This window comes from Pelagibacterium sp. H642, from assembly GCF_031202855.1.
Taxonomy (GTDB): Bacteria; Pseudomonadota; Alphaproteobacteria; order Rhizobiales; family Devosiaceae; genus Pelagibacterium.
In genome coordinates this window covers 1,149,518-1,167,163 of record NZ_CP101829.1, presented here as the reverse complement: position 1 = coordinate 1,167,163, position 17,646 = coordinate 1,149,518, and the positions used below count along the sequence as shown (strand labels likewise).

General features: G+C 63.5%; 18 protein-coding genes and 1 other RNA gene. 13 read left to right on the top strand and 6 right to left on the bottom strand.

Annotation, left to right across the window (positions count from 1 at the left end; genetic code table 11):
* Positions 1 to 7: 7 nt before the first annotated feature.
* Genes NO934_RS05765 through NO934_RS05755 form a run of 3 tightly spaced genes read left to right on the top strand, consistent with a single transcriptional unit; the run spans position 8 to position 3,450 of the window.
* Positions 8 to 1,477 (top strand): CpaF family protein, encoded by a 1,470-nt coding sequence (locus NO934_RS05765; protein WP_309162864.1) that lies wholly within the window; start codon positions 8 to 10, stop codon positions 1,475 to 1,477.
* The gene (locus tag NO934_RS05760) at positions 1,477 to 2,454 is read left to right on the top strand and encodes a type II secretion system F family protein (protein WP_309162863.1); all 978 of its coding nucleotides are present in this window, start codon (positions 1,477 to 1,479) and stop codon (positions 2,452 to 2,454) included. The genes NO934_RS05765 and NO934_RS05760 overlap by 1 nt, the downstream gene beginning before the upstream one ends.
* A gap of 12 nt (positions 2,455 to 2,466) precedes the next feature.
* The gene (locus NO934_RS05755; RefSeq protein ID WP_309162862.1) at positions 2,467 to 3,450 is read left to right on the top strand and encodes a type II secretion system F family protein; all 984 of its coding nucleotides are present in this window, start codon (positions 2,467 to 2,469) and stop codon (positions 3,448 to 3,450) included.
* On the opposite strand, the gene NO934_RS05750 is transcribed toward NO934_RS05755, so the two are convergent.
* Positions 3,447 to 4,202: a tetratricopeptide repeat protein gene (locus NO934_RS05750; protein WP_309162861.1), complete on the bottom strand. Its 756-nt coding sequence runs from the start codon at positions 4,200 to 4,202 to the stop codon at positions 3,447 to 3,449. The genes NO934_RS05755 and NO934_RS05750 overlap by 4 nt on opposite strands.
* A gap of 150 nt (positions 4,203 to 4,352) precedes the next feature.
* On the opposite strand from NO934_RS05750, the gene NO934_RS05745 reads away from it, so the two are divergent.
* Complete coding sequence (locus NO934_RS05745; RefSeq protein WP_309162860.1) at positions 4,353 to 5,693, top strand: leucyl aminopeptidase family protein; 1,341 nt, start codon at positions 4,353 to 4,355, stop codon at positions 5,691 to 5,693.
* Positions 5,694 to 5,741: 48 nt separating this feature from the next.
* Positions 5,742 to 6,668, top strand: coding sequence for a helix-turn-helix domain-containing GNAT family N-acetyltransferase (locus tag NO934_RS05740; protein ID WP_309162858.1), 927 nt, complete (start codon positions 5,742 to 5,744; stop codon positions 6,666 to 6,668).
* Here the strand turns inward: NO934_RS05740 and NO934_RS05735 are convergent.
* Together NO934_RS05735 and NO934_RS05730 are read right to left on the bottom strand one after the other, a co-directional pair.
* Positions 6,665 to 7,606 (bottom strand): glyoxylate/hydroxypyruvate reductase A, encoded by a 942-nt coding sequence (locus tag NO934_RS05735; protein ID WP_309162857.1) that lies wholly within the window; start codon positions 7,604 to 7,606, stop codon positions 6,665 to 6,667. The two genes, NO934_RS05740 and NO934_RS05735, sit on opposite strands and share 4 nt — an antisense overlap.
* 144 nt (positions 7,607 to 7,750) lie before the next feature.
* On the bottom strand, positions 7,751 to 9,073 hold the full coding sequence (locus NO934_RS05730; RefSeq protein WP_309162856.1) for a cytochrome c family protein: 1,323 nt from the start codon (positions 9,071 to 9,073) through the stop codon (positions 7,751 to 7,753).
* A 294-nt stretch (positions 9,074 to 9,367) separates the two neighbouring features.
* Between NO934_RS05730 and NO934_RS05725 the strand changes: the two genes are divergently transcribed.
* From NO934_RS05725 to recR, 5 genes are all read left to right on the top strand, one after another.
* Positions 9,368 to 10,201: a prephenate dehydratase gene (locus tag NO934_RS05725; RefSeq protein ID WP_309162855.1), complete on the top strand. Its 834-nt coding sequence runs from the start codon at positions 9,368 to 9,370 to the stop codon at positions 10,199 to 10,201.
* A gap of 54 nt (positions 10,202 to 10,255) precedes the next feature.
* An RNA gene (ffs, locus tag NO934_RS05720) (signal recognition particle sRNA small type) lies at positions 10,256 to 10,350 on the top strand.
* A gap of 43 nt (positions 10,351 to 10,393) precedes the next feature.
* Positions 10,394 to 12,112, top strand: coding sequence for a DNA polymerase III subunit gamma/tau (locus NO934_RS05715; RefSeq protein WP_309162853.1), 1,719 nt, complete (start codon positions 10,394 to 10,396; stop codon positions 12,110 to 12,112).
* Complete coding sequence (locus NO934_RS05710; protein WP_309162851.1) at positions 12,109 to 12,432, top strand: YbaB/EbfC family nucleoid-associated protein; 324 nt, start codon at positions 12,109 to 12,111, stop codon at positions 12,430 to 12,432. Before NO934_RS05715 ends, NO934_RS05710 begins: the two co-directional genes overlap by 4 nt.
* 84 nt (positions 12,433 to 12,516) lie before the next feature.
* The gene (gene recR / locus NO934_RS05705) at positions 12,517 to 13,119 is read left to right on the top strand and encodes a recombination mediator RecR (protein WP_309162850.1); all 603 of its coding nucleotides are present in this window, start codon (positions 12,517 to 12,519) and stop codon (positions 13,117 to 13,119) included.
* A gap of 15 nt (positions 13,120 to 13,134) precedes the next feature.
* Here recR and NO934_RS05700 read toward each other — a convergent pair whose 3' ends face one another.
* Positions 13,135 to 13,542, bottom strand: coding sequence for a hypothetical protein (locus tag NO934_RS05700; RefSeq protein ID WP_309162849.1), 408 nt, complete (start codon positions 13,540 to 13,542; stop codon positions 13,135 to 13,137).
* Between the two features lie 62 nt (positions 13,543 to 13,604).
* On the bottom strand, positions 13,605 to 14,750 hold the full coding sequence (locus tag NO934_RS05695) for a DNA recombination protein RmuC (protein WP_309162847.1): 1,146 nt from the start codon (positions 14,748 to 14,750) through the stop codon (positions 13,605 to 13,607).
* Between the two features lie 100 nt (positions 14,751 to 14,850).
* Between NO934_RS05695 and def the strand changes: the two genes are divergently transcribed.
* Genes def through truA form a run of 3 tightly spaced genes read left to right on the top strand, consistent with a single transcriptional unit; the run spans position 14,851 to position 17,049 of the window.
* Positions 14,851 to 15,366, top strand: a complete 516-nt coding sequence (gene def, locus NO934_RS05690; RefSeq protein ID WP_309162845.1) for a peptide deformylase — start codon at positions 14,851 to 14,853, stop codon at positions 15,364 to 15,366.
* A gap of 18 nt (positions 15,367 to 15,384) precedes the next feature.
* The gene (gene fmt, locus NO934_RS05685; RefSeq protein WP_309162844.1) at positions 15,385 to 16,308 is read left to right on the top strand and encodes a methionyl-tRNA formyltransferase; all 924 of its coding nucleotides are present in this window, start codon (positions 15,385 to 15,387) and stop codon (positions 16,306 to 16,308) included.
* Positions 16,309 to 17,049 (top strand): tRNA pseudouridine(38-40) synthase TruA, encoded by a 741-nt coding sequence (gene truA / locus NO934_RS05680; protein ID WP_309162843.1) that lies wholly within the window; start codon positions 16,309 to 16,311, stop codon positions 17,047 to 17,049.
* On the opposite strand, the gene NO934_RS05675 is transcribed toward truA, so the two are convergent.
* Positions 17,040 to 17,645 carry a hypothetical protein gene (locus NO934_RS05675; RefSeq protein ID WP_309162841.1) on the bottom strand — a complete coding sequence of 202 codons (606 nt, stop codon included), beginning with the start codon at positions 17,643 to 17,645 and terminating at the stop codon, positions 17,040 to 17,042. The two genes, truA and NO934_RS05675, sit on opposite strands and share 10 nt — an antisense overlap.
* Between the last annotated feature and the right edge of the window lies 1 nt (position 17,646).

The following is a 17,646-nucleotide window of genomic DNA, read 5'->3' as shown; positions in this document are numbered from 1 at the left end:
GGCAGATATGTTCGGCAAGCGTACCAGTTTCGGTGGCAATACCCAGGCGGCTCCTGCCCGGCCCGCCCCGCCTGCCGCGCCCGAGTTCGAACGCGCGCCTCCGCAGTCCGTCCCGACACCAGCGAACGTGCAGCGGGCCAAGGCCGAGGAAACGATCGATGCGGTCGAGCCTGCCGGCCGCGACAAGAACTACTTCCAGACCAAATCCTCGATCTTTTCGGCGCTGATCGATTCCATCGATCTGTCCCAGCTCGCCGCCATGGATCAGGATTCGGCGCGCGAGGAAATCCGTGACATCGTCGCCGAAATCATCGCGCTCAAGAATTTCGTGATGTCGATTTCCGAGCAGGAAGACCTGCTCGACGACATCTGCAACGACGTGCTCGGCTACGGCCCGCTTGAACCGCTCCTGGCGCGCGACGACATCGCCGACATCATGATCAATGGGTCGCAGCGCTGCTACATCGAAGTCAACGGCCGGGTAAAGCTCACCAATGTGCGCTTCCGCGACGACGCGCATCTGATGAATGTCTGCCAGCGCATCGTTTCCCAGGTCGGCCGCCGGGTCGATGAATCCTCGCCCATCTGCGACGCCCGCCTGCCTGACGGCTCGCGCGTCAACGTCATCGCCCCGCCCCTCTCGATCGACGGTCCTGCACTCACCATCCGCAAGTTCAAAAAGGACAAGCTGACCCTGCCGCAACTCGTCAAATTCGGCTCGATCTCCCCCGAAGGCGCCGAGGTCCTGCGCATCCTGGGGCGGGTGCGTGCCAACGTTTTGATCTCGGGCGGCACGGGTTCGGGCAAGACCACCCTTCTCAACTGCCTCACCGCTTTCATCGATCGGGACGAGCGGGTGATCACCTGCGAGGATTCGGCGGAACTCCAGCTCCAGCAGCCCCATGTGGTGCGGCTCGAAACCCGCCCACCCAACCTCGAAGGCGAGGGCGAGATCACCATGCGCGAGCTGGTCCGCAACTGCCTGCGTATGCGCCCCGAACGCATCATCGTGGGCGAAGTGCGTGGCGCCGAGGCGTTCGACCTCTTGCAGGCCATGAACACCGGCCATGACGGCTCAATGGGTACGCTCCACGCCAACTCTCCGCGTGAAGCGCTCAGCCGTCTTGAATCGATGATCACCATGGGCGGCTTTTCGCTGCCCAGCCGCACCATCCGCGAGATGATCGTCTCTTCGATCGACGTGATCGTCCAGGCCGCGCGCTTGCGCGACGGCTCGCGCCGCATCACCCATGTCACCGAAGTGCTCGGCATGGAGGGGGATGTGATCGTCACCCAGGACGTGTTCGTCTACGACATCATGGGCGAGGACGCCAACGGCGCACTGATCGGCCGTCACCGCTCGACCGGCATCACCAAGCCCAATTTCACCGAGAAGGCGCGCTATTTCAACGAGGAGATGGCGCTGGTCGAGGCGCTGGAACGCGCCAATGTCGAACAGCACGAAATGATGCGTTGATGAGCCCGCTCGTTTTTGCCTTGCTGGTCGTCATCTGTATCGGGGCGCTCGGCTTTGCCTTCGTTCCCTCCCTTGCCGGATCCAGCCGTGCCGACAAGCGCATGAAGGCCCTCCAGGGGGATGTGCAGGTCCGCCGTCAGACGGTCAGCGCCGACAAGATCCGTGAAACCCGCCGCCGCACCGTCCAGGACGCGCTCAAGCAGCAATCGGACGCCCTCAACGCCCGCCGGGCCAAAAAAACGCTCAAGCACCGCATGTTCCAGGCCGGCGTCAAGACGCCGCCCAAAGTCTGGATCCGCAACTGCATCATCTTCGGGATCGGCCTGCTGGCGGTGCTGGTCATCCTCCAGATTCCGCTGCTCTATGCCGCCGTGATGGCGCTGAGCGGCGCTTATGTGCTGCCCAATATGTATCTGGGCTGGCGGCGCAAGAAGTACCAGAATGCCTATCTCGACGAGCTTCCCAATGCGGTCGAAGCCATTGTGCGCGGCGTCAAGGCCGGCATGCCGCTCAACGATTCCATCCGCCTCGTGGCCAGGGAGGTCAAGGAGCCGGTGAAATCGGAATTCATGCGCGTGCTCGACCAGCAATCGATCGGCAAATCCATGGCCGAGGCGGTCGAGGTCCTTTTCGAACGCGTGCCACTGCCGGAAGTCAATTTCTTCATCGTCGTCATCACAGTGCAGCAGCAATCGGGCGGCAATCTCTCCGAAGCGCTCTCCAACCTCGCCACCGTGTTGCGCAATCGCAAGAAGATGAAGGCCAAGGTCAAGGCCATGAGTTCGGAAGCAAAAGCGTCGGCCATGATCATCGGCGCGCTGCCGATCTTCGTCATCGGTGCGGTTTCGGTGGTCAGCCCCACCTATCTCAGTCCGCTGGTGACCACCAGCGGCGGCATGATCTGCCTGGGCATTGCCGCGGTCATGATGATGACGGGCGCCTTCGTCATGAACCGCATGATCCAATTCGATTATTAGAGGACATCCCGCATGACCCTCGCCGACCAGATCGCCAGCTCCGATTTCCTGATCGCGGTTTTCGCCGCGATCTCGGCGGCTGCGATCGTTTTCACCTTCGGCTCGCATATCTTTGAACGCGCCGAGCGCAAGGACCGCATGAAGAAGGTCGCGCTCGAACGCGAGCAGATGCGGGCCCGGGAAATGGCGCGGCTGCGCAATCAGTCCGATAGCAGGGAAGGCGCCCGCAATATCCGCGGCGCCGACGCCCGCGCCTATATGAAATCGACGGTGGAGCGCTTTTCGCTCCAGAAGGCCTTCATGGATGAAAACACCGTCGAAAGGCTGGCCCAGGCCGGGCTGCGGGGGCAGGGCGAGCTGACCAAGCACCTGTTCCTGCGCTTCGTCACTCCCTTTGTCCTCTTTGCGATCGGCGTGGTCTATCTGGTGTTCATCGCGCCCGGCGGACGCCCGCTGTTTCTCAACGTCGTCTACGCCATCGGCGTGGGGCTGGTTGGCGCCTATCTGCCGGTGCTCCTTTTGCGCAACAAGATCCAGAAGCGTCAGCAATCGGTGCGCAGCGCCTGGCCCGACGCTCTCGATCTGGTGCTGCTATGCGTGGAATCGGGCATGTCGATCGAGCACGCTATCCGGCGCGTCGCCAAGGAGATCGGGCTGCAAAGCCCCGAACTGGCCGAAGAGCTGACGCTCACCACCGCCGAGCTCTCCTTCCTCGAAGACCGCACCCGCGCCTATGACAATCTCGCCCGGCGCACCGGGCTCGACGGGGTGCGTTCGGTGATGACCGCGCTGATCCAGGCCGAGCGCTACGGCACCTCCGTGGGCCAGGCGCTTCGCGTCATGGCCGAGGAAGGGCGCGAGGCGCGCATGATGGAAGCGGAAAAAAAGGCGGCCGCTCTTCCGCCCAAGATGACGGTGCCGCTGATCGTTTTTTTCCTGCCGGTGCTGTTCATCATCATCATGGCGCCGGCGATCATCACCGCCATGTCGCTCTAACCGTCGCTGCGGATGGCCTGCCAACGGTCCTGCTGGGTAAGGAGCGAGCGGATATAGTCCATGTTCGCTTCGACCGCCTCGGGCGGCAGTTCGGCGGCATAGAGCGCGCGGGCTGCCTCGAACTGGCCCTGCAGGCCAAGAACCAGCGCGAGGTTCTGGCGCACGCGGCTGGTGGCTCCCGGCAGGGCGGCTGCCTGTCGCAGATGCATTTCGGCAGGCTGGAGCTCGCCGGTCATCGCATAAGACAAGCCCAGATTGGCGTGGAGCCGGGATTGCTGGGGGGCGAGCAGCAGAGCCTGGTTGTAGCTCTGCCGCGCTTCGGCGTGCCGGCCCATCTGATCGAGAATGGCGCCGCGCACCGAAAGGGCGTCCCAATGGGGCGTCACCGGGTCGATGGCGTTGTCCACGACGCGCAGCCCCTGCTCGAACCGTCCGGCTGCCGAAAGCGCCTTGGCATAGGCCAGGCCCACGTCCGGATCGCCGGGATGGGCGGCCATCAGGGATTCGAGCACGGTAACGGCGGGCTCGGTCTGTCCGGCGGCACGCAGCGCGGCGGCATAGTGAATGCCCAACGTCTTGTTGCGAGGATCGCGCCCATAGCGCTGCGCCAGATCGGCGACGCTGGCCTGGGCCTGCGGTCCCGAAAGGTTGGAATAGTCCGCATCGAGCGCGCCGGTGTGATTGGTGGCGCAGCCTGCCAAAGCAAGCGTTGCAACACCCACCAGCAATATCGATTTGAACGACCTTTCCATGCGGCCAGCCCCCAACGCGAACGCGCGTGCTTTCGGTGCCGATAAGTAATTCATTAACCCTAACACCCGGTTAAGCGGCGGCTCCGCCGATTGCCGTTCGGGGGATGACCCGATACAAACGATCGTGATCGAAAGTGCTGGAGTTGCCCTATGCCCTTGCCCGTTATCTGTGTTCCCGAAGGTGAAATCGCCGCTGCCGGCCTGTCGCAGGCTCATGAGGGTTGGGCCAAGGCCAATGAGTTTACCGGCAAGGCCGGAAAGCTGCTCGCACTCCCCGGCGCCGAGGGCGGGATAGAGGGCTATCTCTTTGGCCTCGGAGTGCCGGCGGATCGCTCGCCACTGATCCTGGGTCTGGCAGCCGCCGCGCTTCCTGCCGGTTCCTATCGTCTGGAAGGCGCCTTCGGCGATCCGACGCTGGCCGCCCTGGGCTTCAGGTTGGGGGCCTATGGTTACGACCGCTATGTGAAAGCCAAGGAGCGGCCCACACTTGAGCTGCCGGAAGGCGCGGACGCCGCCGAAATCGAGCTGTTGGTGCGCTCGGCCTTCATCGCCCGCGATTTCGTCAACACCCCCGCCAACGATCTGGGGCCGGAGGCGTTCGAAAGAGCCATCGTCGATTTCGCCCGCGAGCACGGGGCCGAGGTGAACGTCATCCGTGGAGATGACTTGCTGGCTGAGAACTTCCCGATGATCCACGCCGTGGGGCGGGCCAGCACCCAGGCGCCGCGCCTTGTCGATTTTTCATGGGGTGACCCCGCCCATCCCAAGCTCACGCTGGTGGGCAAGGGCGTCACCTTCGATACCGGCGGGCTCAACATCAAGCCGGGCAACTCCATGGCGCTGATGAAAAAGGATATGGGCGGGGCCGCCAATATCCTGGGTCTGGCCAATGCGGTGATCGATGCCAGGCTCAAGGTGCGGCTGCGCGTTCTGATCCCGGTGGTCGAAAACGCCATTTCCGGCTCCGCCTTCCGCCCCGGCGATATCCTGCCCTCGCGCAAGGGATTGACCGTCGAGATCGGCAACACCGACGCCGAGGGCCGTCTGATCCTCGCCGATGCCCTGGCGCTGGCCGATGAGGAAGATCCCGACCTCATCATCGATATGGCAACGCTGACCGGTGCCGCGCGCGTAGCGCTGGGTCCCGACCTGCCGCCGCTCTATGCGCGCGATGAAGCCTTCGCCCGCTCGGTGCTCGAACACGGCGCCGCCGTCGATGATCCGCTCTGGGCCATGCCGCTCTGGCCGGGCTATGACAGGCTGCTCGCCTCCAAGATTGCCGACGTCAATCATATCTCCTCGGGCGGGCACGCCGGATCGATCACCGCGGCGCTCTTTCTCAACCGCTTCATCAAGAAAGAGACGGATTGGGTGCACCTCGATATCTTTGCCTGGGCGCCCGAACCCCGGCCGGGACGCCCTTTTGGTGGCACCGACCAAGGTATCCGCGCGCTCTATTACGCGCTGAAAGCCCGCTACGGAACTATTTGACAAAGTCAAATATATGATTGCATAGTCAATTATCCTCGGAGGTTGGCTATGCTCGATGTCGGTGATCCTGTCGCACGCTTGCGCGCCTTCAATCGCTTCTACACACGCATCATCGGCCTCCTGGATGAGGGGCTGTTGCAAAGCCCGTTTCCACTGGCCGAAGCGCGTGTCATCCATGAGGTGGGACGGCTCGGCGAGACTACGGCTGGTGCTCTGGCCGACGCATTGGGTATGGACCGGGGGCATCTGAGCCGATTGATCAAACGGCTCGCTGCCGCCGACGTCCTTGCCGCGGTAACCGATGAAAGCGACCGCCGAGTGTCCGTCCTCTCGCTCACGCGGGGTGGCGAGGAGGCGTGCGAAAATCTCAATCGCCTGAGCGATGAGGCCGCTTCGGCCATTCTCGCGCCGCTCGGATCAGGGGAGAGAGGCCGGTTGCTCGCCGCAATGGCGGAAATCTCGCGCCTGCTCGAGCCGGCCTCCGCTACGGCTGCGCTCGTCCTCCGTCCGCCACGTGTGGGCGAAATCGGCTGGCTGATCCACCGGCAGGCCGAGCTTTACAATCTCGAATATGGCTGGAACGTCGAGTTCGAGGCGCTTCTGGCGCGCATCTATGCCGATTTCATCGGGCTCAAGGACGGAAACAAGGCGCTGTGGATCGCAGAGATCGACGGTTCCATTGCCGGTTCGGCCGCCGTGGTTCCGGCTGGCGAACCAGGCGTGGCCAAACTGCGAACGCTTTATGCCGAACCGCGTTTTCGCGGCCGCGGCGTGGGGCGGCGTCTGGTCCAAGAGGCCATGGACTTTGCGCGGCGTTCCGGCTTTACGCGCATGACACTGTGGACCCATGATTGCCTGATTGCAGCTCGCCGCATCTATGTGGCGGCGGGCTTCAAGATCGTGTCCGAACGCGCTTACACCGCTTTCGGACACGAACTGGTCGAACAGGTATGGGAACTCGATCTGGCGGCTTAATAGCCCCGGTCGCGGTCCACCACATTGCGCAGCGGCTTGCCGTCCCGGTGCTCGAGGATCATGCGCGAAAAATAGTTGACCCCGCTGCGCTCATTGGAAATCGCCGCGATATGGGGGGTGATGAAGCAGTTGTCGAGCTCCCAGAGCGGGCTGGTGACGGGAAGAGGCTCGACCTCGAAGACATCGAGGCTTGCCGCCGCCAGTATGCCGTCCTTGAGCGCGGCAACGATGTCGGTTTCCTTCTGATGGCCGCCGCGCGCCGCATTGATCAGCACGGGCCCGCCCGTCAGCCCGTCGCGCCGGAGCTTTTTGAACGTTTTCATGTTGAGAATGCCGCGCGTTTCCTCGGTCAGAGGCAGAAGGCAAACGAGAATATCGGTCGCCGCGAGAAAATCGTCGAGCTCATCGTTGCCCGCGAAGAGCTTGACGCCTTCGATCTGCTTGGCCGTGCGGCTCCAGCCGGTGACCGAAAAGCCGATCGCCTTGAGCTTGAGGGCGGCATCGGTGCCCAGCACCCCCAGCCCCATGATTCCCACTGTGATCTCATGGCTGGCCGGCGGGTAGTACTGCCTCCAGCGCTTGGCCTTCTGGTCCGCCGCATAGCGGGTGAAGAGGCGCTGGTGCATGGTGGCCTGGGAGATCACATAGTCACTCATGCAATGGGTCAGTTCGTCATCGACGAATCGAACCACGGGCACATCCGGCAGTGCGGGATGGGCCATGAGCGCATCGACTCCCGCGCCGAGCGAGAGAATAGCCTTGAGATTGCTCATGCCCTCGAAAGCATTGGGTGCCGGCCGCCACGCAAAGACATATTCGATTTCGGCCGGGTCGTATTGTTCGGCGCGGGTGAGCACGCGATAGCCGGGTAGGGCCTCCTTGAATCCCCTGGCCCATCCCGATTCATCGATCCCTGTAAGGTGCAGCAGCAGCGCCATAGTCTCTTCCCTCATAGCAACAAAAAACCGCGCTCCCTTCGAAGGAGCGCGGTTCTGTTACTAGAGCGTGTCCAGCAAAAGTGGAAACGGTTTTGCGGTTCGGACACGTGACGAGCAAAGGGTAAGAGGCTTATGCCGCGTGTGTCATTGCGTGAAGATGTTGGGATTCCGCCAGGAACGGCCTGTGCCGATCTCCTCGGCAGGATTGTCCATCTCCTGATCGGCACCCGGAACCTGGGTGTTGGGATCCTCGACGGTTTCGTCCTGCGGAGCCTCGACCTCGACGACAGGAGCTTCTTCAGCGGCCGCCTCTCCCTCTTCCTCGAGATTGAGCTGCTCGACTTCCTCAAGGGCAGGCTGTTCGGCGGGAGCTTCCTCGGTTTCGGCAGGAGCGGCTTCTTCTGCCGGAGCGGCTTCCTCAGCCGGAGCTTCGCCTTCTGCCGGAGCGGCGTCGCCTTCGGCGGGAGCGGCTTCGGCCTCGCCGCCCGCTGCGCCACCGCTCAGGTCCATCGGATTTTCCGAAAGCGTATTGAGGTAGACGATCAGCGCGGCGCGGTCTTCGACATCGGCGATGCCGGGGAAGGCCATGCGCGTGCCGGGCGCGAAGTCGGCCGGGGATTCGAGGAAGGCAGAGAGGTTCTCGGGCGTCCAGGTTTCGCCTTCGGCGCCGAGCGAAGCCAGCGCGTCCGAATAGGAATAGCCCTCGTGGTGCGCGATCTGCTGGCCGACGACGCCGTAAAGGCCCGGCCCCACGCGGTTGGCATTGGCTTCCGAATAGTCGTGGCAGGACTGGCAGCGCACGATGAGCGCCTCGCCGTCTTCCGGCGTCACGGCAGCCATGGCCGCCCAGATCGGATCCTGCTCGGCCGGAGCTTCGCCTTCGGCAGCGGCCTCGCCCTCGGCGGGCGCTTCTTCTGCCGGAGCTTCGGGCAGCGGGTACGGATCGTCGGAATTTTCCCGCAGGAACGCGATAAGATTGGCGCGGTCTTCCGGATCGGCAAGGCCGGCAAAGGTCATCAGCGTACCGGGAACATGAGCGCGCGGGTTTTCGATGAACGCATCGAGGTGTTCGTAGTCCCAGATTTCGCCAGCTTCACCCAGCGCTGCGAGCGCGTCGGAATAGCTGAAGCCTTCATGGCTGGCGATCGGATGGCCCACGATGCCGTAGATGCCGGGGCCAACGCGGTTCTCATTGGCGGGAGAATAATCGTGGCACGATTGGCAGCGGGTGATGAGGCTCTCGCCTTCTTCGGCCGAGGCGGTCTGCATCCGCGCCGCTATCGAGGGCACGCCCGGGGCATCTTCCCCGCCGGCCTCGCCTTCGGCGGCGGGTTCGGGCAGCGCGTAATCGGCGCCGCGCCCCTCGATGGGGGCATAGATCTCGTCGGCGATAAAGCCGACACCCATCACAAAGACCAGGGTGCCCAGAATGGCACCGAAAATCTTGTTGAGTTCAAATGAATTCATAACCTCGGTCTCTCCGTACCGTTATTCCCGCCCGAGCGCCGGCAAGCAGAACGCAAAATAACGGGCTCCGATCGGCAAACCGAGCGGCAAGACCGGCGAAGGGCTCGCGCCAAAGCCCCGGATTCACCCCTAAAGCCCGCGCGCGGACCATAAATGGAAGCTTTGGTCCGCGCAACCGGCATAGGCCGGGTGCGACAATCCCGCAAGCCCTTTTCTTACGCGCCTTTCGCGCAATTGACACCCATCGGAGCACGGCGTTAGGTGCGCGCACATTTTTCTAAAGGGACTGTCACAATGTCACGCAAGATCGCCTTTCAGGGAGAATTGGGAGCTTTCAGCCATGCCACGGCCCGCGAGGCGTTCCCGGCCGACGAACCGCTCCCTTGCGTGACTTTCGAGCAGACCCTGGGCGCCGTGCAGAGCGGTGAGGCCGAATATGCTGTCGTTCCGGTGGAAAACTCGCTCTATGGCCGGATCACCGATATTCACCACATCCTCCCCGAAAGCGGGCTCTATATCATCGGCGAGCACTACCTGCCGGTGCGCATGAACCTTCTGGGCGTGCCCGGCACCACTCTTGCCGAGATCGAGGCCGTGCAGTCGCTTTCTGTGGCGCTGGGCCAGTGCCGCAAATTCATCGCCCGGCACAATCTGCGCACCATCAACGCGGTCGACACCGCCGGCTCGGCGCGTGAAGTGGCCGAAAAGGGTGATCGCAAGATCGCCGCGATAGCCTCGCGCTTTGCCGCCGAAACCTACGGCCTCGACGTCATCGCCGAAAACATCGAGGACGAATCCCACAACACCACGCGCTTTCTCATCATGGCCCGCGAGCCGATCCGGCCCAAGCCCAATGGCAACAAAGTCAAGACCACCTTCGTCTTCCGCGTCCGCAACGTTCCGGCGGCCCTTTACAAGGCCATGGGCGGGTTCGCGACCAATGGCGTCAACATGACCAAGCTCGAAAGCTATATGGTCGGCGGCTCTTTCACCGCCACCCAGTTCTATGCCGATATCGAAGGTCATCCGGACGATCACAACGTCAAGCTTGCGCTCGAGGAGCTGGGCTTTTTCTCGGATCACTTCAAGCTCCTGGGAATCTATCCGGTGGCCGATTCCGCGCCTTGAAAGAGTCTGGCCTGCCCCCTTGCAAACGCCTCCCCGATGCAGCACATAGGGGGCGGAGGTTGGTGGCGGACGAACCGCTCGCCAACCGGGTCAGGTCCGGAAGGAAGCAGCCCTAACGAGTACGGCACGGGTCGTCGTCAGCCTCCACTTTGAATTCGCCCCCGGGGCACTTCTCCCTCACAACGGCACGCGATGGTGACCCCCACGACCCCAGCAACGCCCTATCAGGTTCTGGCCCGCAAATACCGGCCATCGAGCTTTGAGAGCCTTGTGGGGCAGGACGCCATGGTCCAGACGCTGGGCAATGCGTTCAAGACCAGGCGCATTCATCACGCCTTTATCTTGACCGGCGTGCGCGGCGTGGGAAAAACCACGACCGCCCGCATTCTGGCCCGCGCCTTCAACTATGCCGACGAGACCGGCGCGCACCCCACGCTCGATCTCTCCAAAGAAGGGATCCACTGCGCCGAGATCATCGCGGGCACCCATGTGGATGTGATGGAAATGGACGCCGCGTCCAACACCGGCATCGACTCCATCCGCGAAATCAACGCCATGACCCGCACCCCGCCGATGAGCGCGCCCTACAAGGTGTTCATCATCGACGAAGTGCACATGCTCTCGACTTCGGCCTTCAACGGGCTCTTGAAGACGCTCGAAGAGCCGCCCCCCTACGTCAAGTTCATCTTCGCCACCACCGAGATCCGCAAGGTCCCGGTCACCATCCTCTCGCGCTGCCAGCGCTTCGATTTGCGCCGCATTTCGCCCGAGGTGATGACCGACTATCTTTCCGGCCTGCTCGAAAGGGAATCGATTCCCGTCGAGCCCGAGGGGCTCGCGATGATCGTGCGCGCCGGCGAGGGCTCGGCCCGCGATTGCCTGTCGCTGACCGATCAGGCCATCGCCCATGGCGGCGGTGAGATCACTGCCCAGTCGGTGCGCGACATGCTGGGGCTGGCCGATCGCGCCCGCATCATCGATCTTTTCGAAAAGCTCATGGCCGGCGACATCGCCGGAGCGCTCGACGATGCGCGGGCGCTCTATGATTCTGGTGCCGATCCCACGACGATCATCACCGATCTGGCCGAACTGACCCATCTGGTCACCCGCATAAAGATTGTTCCCTCCGCCGCCGATGATCCGGTTTTAACGCCGGACGAGCGCAGCCGTGGGGCTGAACTGGCGCAAAAGCTCGGCCTGCGGGTTCTGACCCGCACCTGGCAGATCCTGTCCAAGGGGCTTGGCGAGATTGCCCAATCGGGCAATGGCTTGCAGGCCGCCGAAATGGTGCTGATCCGTTTGGCCTACGCCGCAGATCTGCCCAGCCCCGACGAGTTGATCGAAAAGCTCAATTCCTTGCCGCCCGATTCCGGCCCCGCCCCTTCGGCTCCATCGCCCAATGGCGGCGGCTATCAGGCGCGCGCGACAGCGCCCATGGCCCAGGCCGCGTCTGTACCTCAGAATGCGCCGCAGGCGTCGGCCCGCCCGATGCCGCAGACCTACGCGCAACTCGTGGCTTTGGCAGGCGAAAAGCGCGATATCGCCATCAAGCATGCCCTTGAGTCCGACCTTAAACCCGTCTCCTTCGAGGTCGGTCGTATCGAAGTGGCGCTGACCCCCACAGCCAATCCTGGCGTCGTGTCCGCCCTTTCGGCCAAGCTCAAGGACTGGACCGGCCGGCCCTGGATGGTCACCATTTCCACGCGCGAGATTTCCGCTCCTACCATGCGCGAAGCGCGCCAGGCGGCCGAAAACGACGCGCGCAGCCAGGCGCTGGAAGATCCCCTGGTCAAAGCCGTGATGGAAACCTTCCCCGGCGCGAGGCTTGTCAATATCAAGACACGTGCCGAAGACACCGAAGCGGCACCCGAACATTTCGAAGCTCCCATCGATCCGGAGGACGACCTATGAAAGACCTGATGGGCATGATGAAAAAGGCCCAGGAATTCCAGCAGCGTGCCCAGGAGATGCAGGCCGAGGCCGCCAGCCATCTCGTCGAGGGCAGCGCCGGTGCCGGCATGGTCACCGTCACCATGACCGCCAAGGGCGACCTTCAGGGATTGAAGATCGATCCGTCCCTGTTCAAGCCGGAAGACGCTGAAATCGTCGAGGATCTGATCGTCGCCGCCCACGCCGATGCGCGACGCAAGGGCGAGGAATTTCTGCAAAAAAAGATGAGCGAAATGACCTCCGGCCTTCCAATCCCGCCGGGCATGAAATTTCCGTTTTGACGCCTTAGGCGGGGCGCGCGAAAGATTGCGCGAGGTCCTCGCCTGCGGCTCGTTCGCCAAGATGGCAGTATCAGGATCGTCGAAATGTCCAATCCTTCCGGCGGGCCGGAAATCGAACAGCTCATTCAGCTTCTCTCGCGCCTGCCGGGTTTGGGGCCGCGTTCGGGTCGCCGCGCGGTGCTGCATCTCATCAAGAAAAAAGAGCAGTTGATGATCCCGCTCGCCGCCGCCCTGGAGCGCGCCGTGGCGGCGGTCAAGGTCTGCGAAAGCTGCGGCAATATCGATACGGTTTCGCCCTGCACGATCTGTTCCGATCCGCGCCGCGCCGAATCGGGCCTGCTGATCGTGGTCGAAGACGTTGCCGACCTCTGGGCGCTGGAGCGTGCCGGCATCGGTCCGGTGCGCTATCACGTCCTGGGCGGCGTGCTCTCCCCGCTCGATGGCGTCGGCCCCGATGATCTGAGCATCGATGCGCTCCTGAGGCGTGCGCCTGACTATTCAGAGATCGTCATCGGCGTGAACGCCACGGTCGAGGGCCAAACCACGGCCCATTACATCACCGACCGGCTCGCCGATACCGGCATTACCGTTACCCGTCTGGCCCATGGCGTGCCGGTGGGGGGCGAGCTCGATTATCTCGACGAGGGAACCTTGAGCCAGGCGCTCAAGGCGCGGACACGCTTCTGATCCGCAAGCACGCTGTCAGCGCTGCCGGCTCTGGTCGTCTTCGGCGTCCTCCTCGCCCGTGATACGGGTGATCGTATCCTCGTCATCGGGCGATTGCGCTTCGATATGGTCGGCTGGATCGAAGCTGGTCGCCGCATCGTCGGGCGCCGAAAGCTCGGCCCCTTCCAGCGAAGCGATGGCCGCGGCGACTTCGTCGCGCAGGGCGTCGACATCGCTGCCCACGTCGGAGGCTTCCAGCCCGGCCAGATTGTCCCGGATTTCGCGAAGCCGATCGAGGCGCTCTTCGGCGGGCCGGCTTTCGTCGTAAAGATAGTCGTTGATCTCATCGAGGCTCATCGGCATCAGCGCGGCGAGCGGATTGGCATCGTCACCCATGGCCTGATCGACGGGAACGACGCGGCCCTCGTGGGGATGTTCGGCCATGACGGTACTCCTTGGCAGTGCTGTTTTGATGCCAACGCGAGCACCCCTTTAAGGGTTGCCGATCATTCCAGAAGGGAAGGGCGCTCGTCCTCGAATTCGAGAGCTTCGATCCTCTCGCCGCGCTTGGTCACTTTGCCGGTCGAAATCAGGATCTGGTCCACGTCGGCCTGCGTCTGGGTGAAGTGGGTCTTGAGCTTGGTCACCCGGTCGTTGAGCCGGTTGACGTCCTCGAGCAGTGCGATGACCTCTTTTTGGATGATGTGGGCCTGCTCGCGCATGCGCACGTCGCGCAGCAACGCCTGGACCACCTGGATCGAGAGCATCAGCAGCGAGGGCGAAACGATCACCACCCGCGCCCGCGCCGCCCTCTGCACCACATCCTCGAACCGCTCGTGCAGATCGGCAAAGATCGATTCCGAGGGCACGAACATGAAAGCGGTGTCCTGGGTTTCCCCGGCGATCAGGTATTTTTCCGAAATCGCCTTAATATGGGTTGCACAATCGCTGCGGAACGCGGCCATCGCCGCACGCACCGCCTCGGGCGTTTCCGCCTCGGAAATCCGCTGCCAGCCTTCGAGCGGGAACTTGGCATCGATCACCAGCGAGGGCGCGCCGTTTGGCATGTGGATCAGCGCATCGGGACGCGAATTGTTCGAAAGCGTCGACTGGAACGAATAGGCGCCCATCGCCAGCCCATCGGCGATGATCGCCTCCATCCGCCCCTGCCCAAAAGCGCCGCGCTGCTGCTTGTTGGCAAGGATCGATTGCAGCGAGACGATCTCGCCCGAAAGCTGGGTGATGTTGGTCTGTGCCCTGTCGATCACCGCCAGCCGCTCGTTGAGCTTGGTCAGTGTTTCCTCGGTCTTGGTGCGGGTTTCGGTCATCGATTGATTGACCCGATGCGAATTGGCGTCGATCCGCTCGGTCAAGACCCGCGCCAGATCCGAGGTGCGGGTGCCGAAAATCTCGCTCATGGTCTGCATGCGCCCGGTCATTTCCGACTGGATGCGCATCATGTCGGCCATGTGCCGCTCCATCTCGGCGGTGCGCGCCGCGTCCAGGGCCGCCTGTTCTTCGCGCTGCCGCGCCGCGCGCGACTGGCTGATCAAAAGCACGATGAGCAGCAACACCGCCAGCCCCAACCCGCCGGCCAGGGCTTCGATGATGGTGATGGGCACGCCGCCCAGCGTGAAGAGCACTGTTTCCATAATGTTCTTGTTATCTGATTCGCGCGCTCCCATATCCGCTTTGCTTGACCGCGCCTGCCCGCGTGGATTAACCAGTGCGCTTCAACCGAAAGAGTATCCGATGGCCGTACGCGAAATCCTCATCCTGCCCGATCCTCTGCTGCGCAAGGTGGCCGAGCCCGTGGAGGCGTTCGACGACGAACTCAAAAAGACCGTCGAGGACATGTTCGAGACCATGTACGATGCCCCCGGTGTTGGGCTGGCAGGTCCGCAGATCGGCTATATGAAGCGCGTCGTGGTCATCGATCTGGCCGACGAGGAAAACCCCGATTCCGGCAAGATCGCCATGATCAATCCCGAGATCGTGGGATTGAGCGAGGAGACGGCGGTGTCCGAAGAGGGCTGCCTTTCGATCCCCGAACTCTATTACGAGGTCGAGCGTCCTGCCGAGGTAACGGTCAAATACTGGACACCCGAGGGCGAGGAAGTCACCCGCCACGCCACCGGCAGGCTTGCCGTCTGCATGCAGCACGAGATCGACCACCTCGATGGCGTGCTCTATATCGATTATCTCTCGCGCCTGAAGCGTGACCGCGTGAACAAGAAATTCCAGAAGCGGGCGCGGCTCGCCAGCTAGATCATCAGGAGATCGATGATGAAGGTGGTCTTCATGGGCACCCCCGACTTCGCCGTGCCCACGCTGACCGAAATCGTCATGCGCGGCCATGAGGTCATCGCCTGCTACACGCGCGCGCCCAAGCCAGCCGGTCGCGGGCAATCCGAGCGCAGATCGCCGGTTCATCTCGCCGCCGAAGAGTTCGGCATTCCCGTCTTCACGCCCAAAAACTTCCGCGATCCCGCCGATGTCGCGACCTTCGCCGCCCTTGGCGCCGAGGTGGCAGTCGTTGTCGCCTATGGCCTGCTGCTGCCTCCGGCCATTCTCGAGGCGCCGGAAAAGGGCTGCCTCAACCTCCACGGCTCGCTCCTGCCGCGCTGGCGTGGCGCCGCGCCCATCCAGCGGGCCGTGATGGCGGGTGACACCCGCACCGCCGCTTCGGTGATGAAGATGGAGGAGGGGCTGGACACCGGCCCCGTCGGCCTCGTCGAGGAAATTCCCATCGGCCCGGACATGACCGCCGGCGAACTCCACGACGAAATGATGCGCCGCGGCGCCGATCTCATGGGCCGCGCCCTAGCCGCCCTCGAACGCGACGGTCTCGATTTCACCCCCCAGCCCGAAACCGGCATCACCTACGCCAAAAAGATCGAAAAGGCCGAAGCCCGGATCGACTTCTCCCGTCCCGCGGCCGAGGTGCACAACCATATTCGCGGCCTCTCGCCCTTCCCCGGCGCCTGGTTCGAGATCGAACTGGGCGGCAAGCCGGTGCGCGTCAAGGCGCTGCGCTCGACGCTTGCCCAGGGGCAGGGCGCGCCCGGCACCGTCCTCTCCGGCCTCACCATCGCCTGCGGCACCGGCGCCGTGCGCCTCGCCCAGGTCCAGCGCGAGGGCAAGGGCGCCATGGACGCCGAGGCCTTCCTGCGCGGCGCGGGCGATCTCACGGGCAAGACGGTGGGCTAGATGCCCCGCTATAAACTCACCATCGAATATGACGGAACCCCCTTCGTGGGCTGGCAACGCCAGGCCGATGCGATGTCCATCCAGGAAGCGCTCGAAGAGGCAATCGAGAAATTCTCCGGCGAAGCGGTTCGCACCCAGACCGCCGGGCGCACCGACGCCGGCGTTCACGCGCGCGGCCAGGTCGCCCATTTCGACCTCACCCGCGCCTGGGATCCCTTCCGCATCTCCGAAGCCCTCAATTACCATCTGCGCCCCCATCCGATCGCCATTCTAGCCTGCGAGGACGTAGGCGGGGATTTCGAGGCACGATTTTCAGCGACCGCCCGGCACTATGAGTATCGCATCCTCAACCGCCGCGCCCGGCCCGCCATCGAGGAGCACAAGGTCTGGCACGTGCCGGTGCCCCTGGACGCCGGGGCCATGGATCGGGCTGCCCAGGTTCTGGTGGGGCGGCACGATTTCACCACCTTCCGCTCCGCCCAGTGCCAGGCCAACTCGCCCCTCCGCACCCTCGACAAGCTCAATGTGACCCGCGAGGGAGATGCGATCGTCATCACCACATCGGCCCGTTCCTTCCTGCACCATCAGGTGCGCTCGATGACCGGGTCGCTCAAGCTCGTGGGCGAGGGACGCTGGAGCGCCGATGATCTCAAGGAAGCGCTCAAGGCCAGGGACCGCGCCCGTTGCGGCCCCATGGCGCCTGCAGCCGGGCTCTACCTGATGCGCGTCGACTATCCCTGAAAAATCTGGCCGATGAGATAGAGGCCGGCAAGGATGGTAAAGAGCTGCGCGGCGAGCGCCAGCACGATTTCGGCGGCGCCCAGCCGGGCCACGATGCGCAGGATGTTGATCTCGATGACCAGCAGCGCGAAGCCTACCGCCCCCCAAAGCGCCAGCACCATTTCCACCAGCGCTGACCCCGATGCCGGGCCCAGGATCAATGCGGCGACGAAAACGCCCCCGAAGGTGACGGCCATCATCGCGGCGAACAGAATGGCGCTGGCCCAATTGCTTGCCACCATATAGGGGCGGAAGGCGTGCAGCGCGTCGAGCCGGGGCAGGACGATCCGCAAGGCCGAAAACCGCAGCGTGGCGATGGCGCCAAGGATGAAGATCTGCATCGCTGCCGATATCCCGGTCTGCCCGGCCGAGCCCGCGCCGATAAAGCCCACCAGAACCACGGTGGCGATCACCAGCGGAATGAAGCTGCCTGCCAGCCCGCGCTGGGAAAAATCGAAAAAGGCTCGAGCTTCCGGCCGCCCCAGCAGCAGCCGCCATGTGCCACCCATGGCCCAGGCGGCTTCCTGGAACAGCGACGAGCGGCTAGCGGCGGCCACG

Coding starts and splice junctions, on each gene's coding strand:
- NO934_RS05765 (WP_309162864.1), top strand. CDS start 8: ATGTTCGGCAAGCGTACCAGTTTCGGTGGCAATACCCAGGCGGCTCCT.
- NO934_RS05760 (WP_309162863.1), top strand. CDS start 1,477: ATGAGCCCGCTCGTTTTTGCCTTGCTGGTCGTCATCTGTATCGGGGCG.
- NO934_RS05755 (WP_309162862.1), top strand. CDS start 2,467: ATGACCCTCGCCGACCAGATCGCCAGCTCCGATTTCCTGATCGCGGTT.
- NO934_RS05750 (WP_309162861.1), bottom strand. CDS start 4,202: ATGGAAAGGTCGTTCAAATCGATATTGCTGGTGGGTGTTGCAACGCTT.
- NO934_RS05745 (WP_309162860.1), top strand. CDS start 4,353: ATGCCCTTGCCCGTTATCTGTGTTCCCGAAGGTGAAATCGCCGCTGCC.
- NO934_RS05740 (WP_309162858.1), top strand. CDS start 5,742: ATGCTCGATGTCGGTGATCCTGTCGCACGCTTGCGCGCCTTCAATCGC.
- NO934_RS05735 (WP_309162857.1), bottom strand. CDS start 7,606: ATGGCGCTGCTGCTGCACCTTACAGGGATCGATGAATCGGGATGGGCC.
- NO934_RS05730 (WP_309162856.1), bottom strand. CDS start 9,073: ATGAATTCATTTGAACTCAACAAGATTTTCGGTGCCATTCTGGGCACC.
- NO934_RS05725 (WP_309162855.1), top strand. CDS start 9,368: ATGTCACGCAAGATCGCCTTTCAGGGAGAATTGGGAGCTTTCAGCCAT.
- NO934_RS05715 (WP_309162853.1), top strand. CDS start 10,394: ATGGTGACCCCCACGACCCCAGCAACGCCCTATCAGGTTCTGGCCCGC.
- NO934_RS05710 (WP_309162851.1), top strand. CDS start 12,109: ATGAAAGACCTGATGGGCATGATGAAAAAGGCCCAGGAATTCCAGCAG.
- recR (WP_309162850.1), top strand. CDS start 12,517: ATGTCCAATCCTTCCGGCGGGCCGGAAATCGAACAGCTCATTCAGCTT.
- NO934_RS05700 (WP_309162849.1), bottom strand. CDS start 13,542: ATGGCCGAACATCCCCACGAGGGCCGCGTCGTTCCCGTCGATCAGGCC.
- NO934_RS05695 (WP_309162847.1), bottom strand. CDS start 14,750: ATGGAAACAGTGCTCTTCACGCTGGGCGGCGTGCCCATCACCATCATC.
- def (WP_309162845.1), top strand. CDS start 14,851: ATGGCCGTACGCGAAATCCTCATCCTGCCCGATCCTCTGCTGCGCAAG.
- fmt (WP_309162844.1), top strand. CDS start 15,385: ATGAAGGTGGTCTTCATGGGCACCCCCGACTTCGCCGTGCCCACGCTG.
- truA (WP_309162843.1), top strand. CDS start 16,309: ATGCCCCGCTATAAACTCACCATCGAATATGACGGAACCCCCTTCGTG.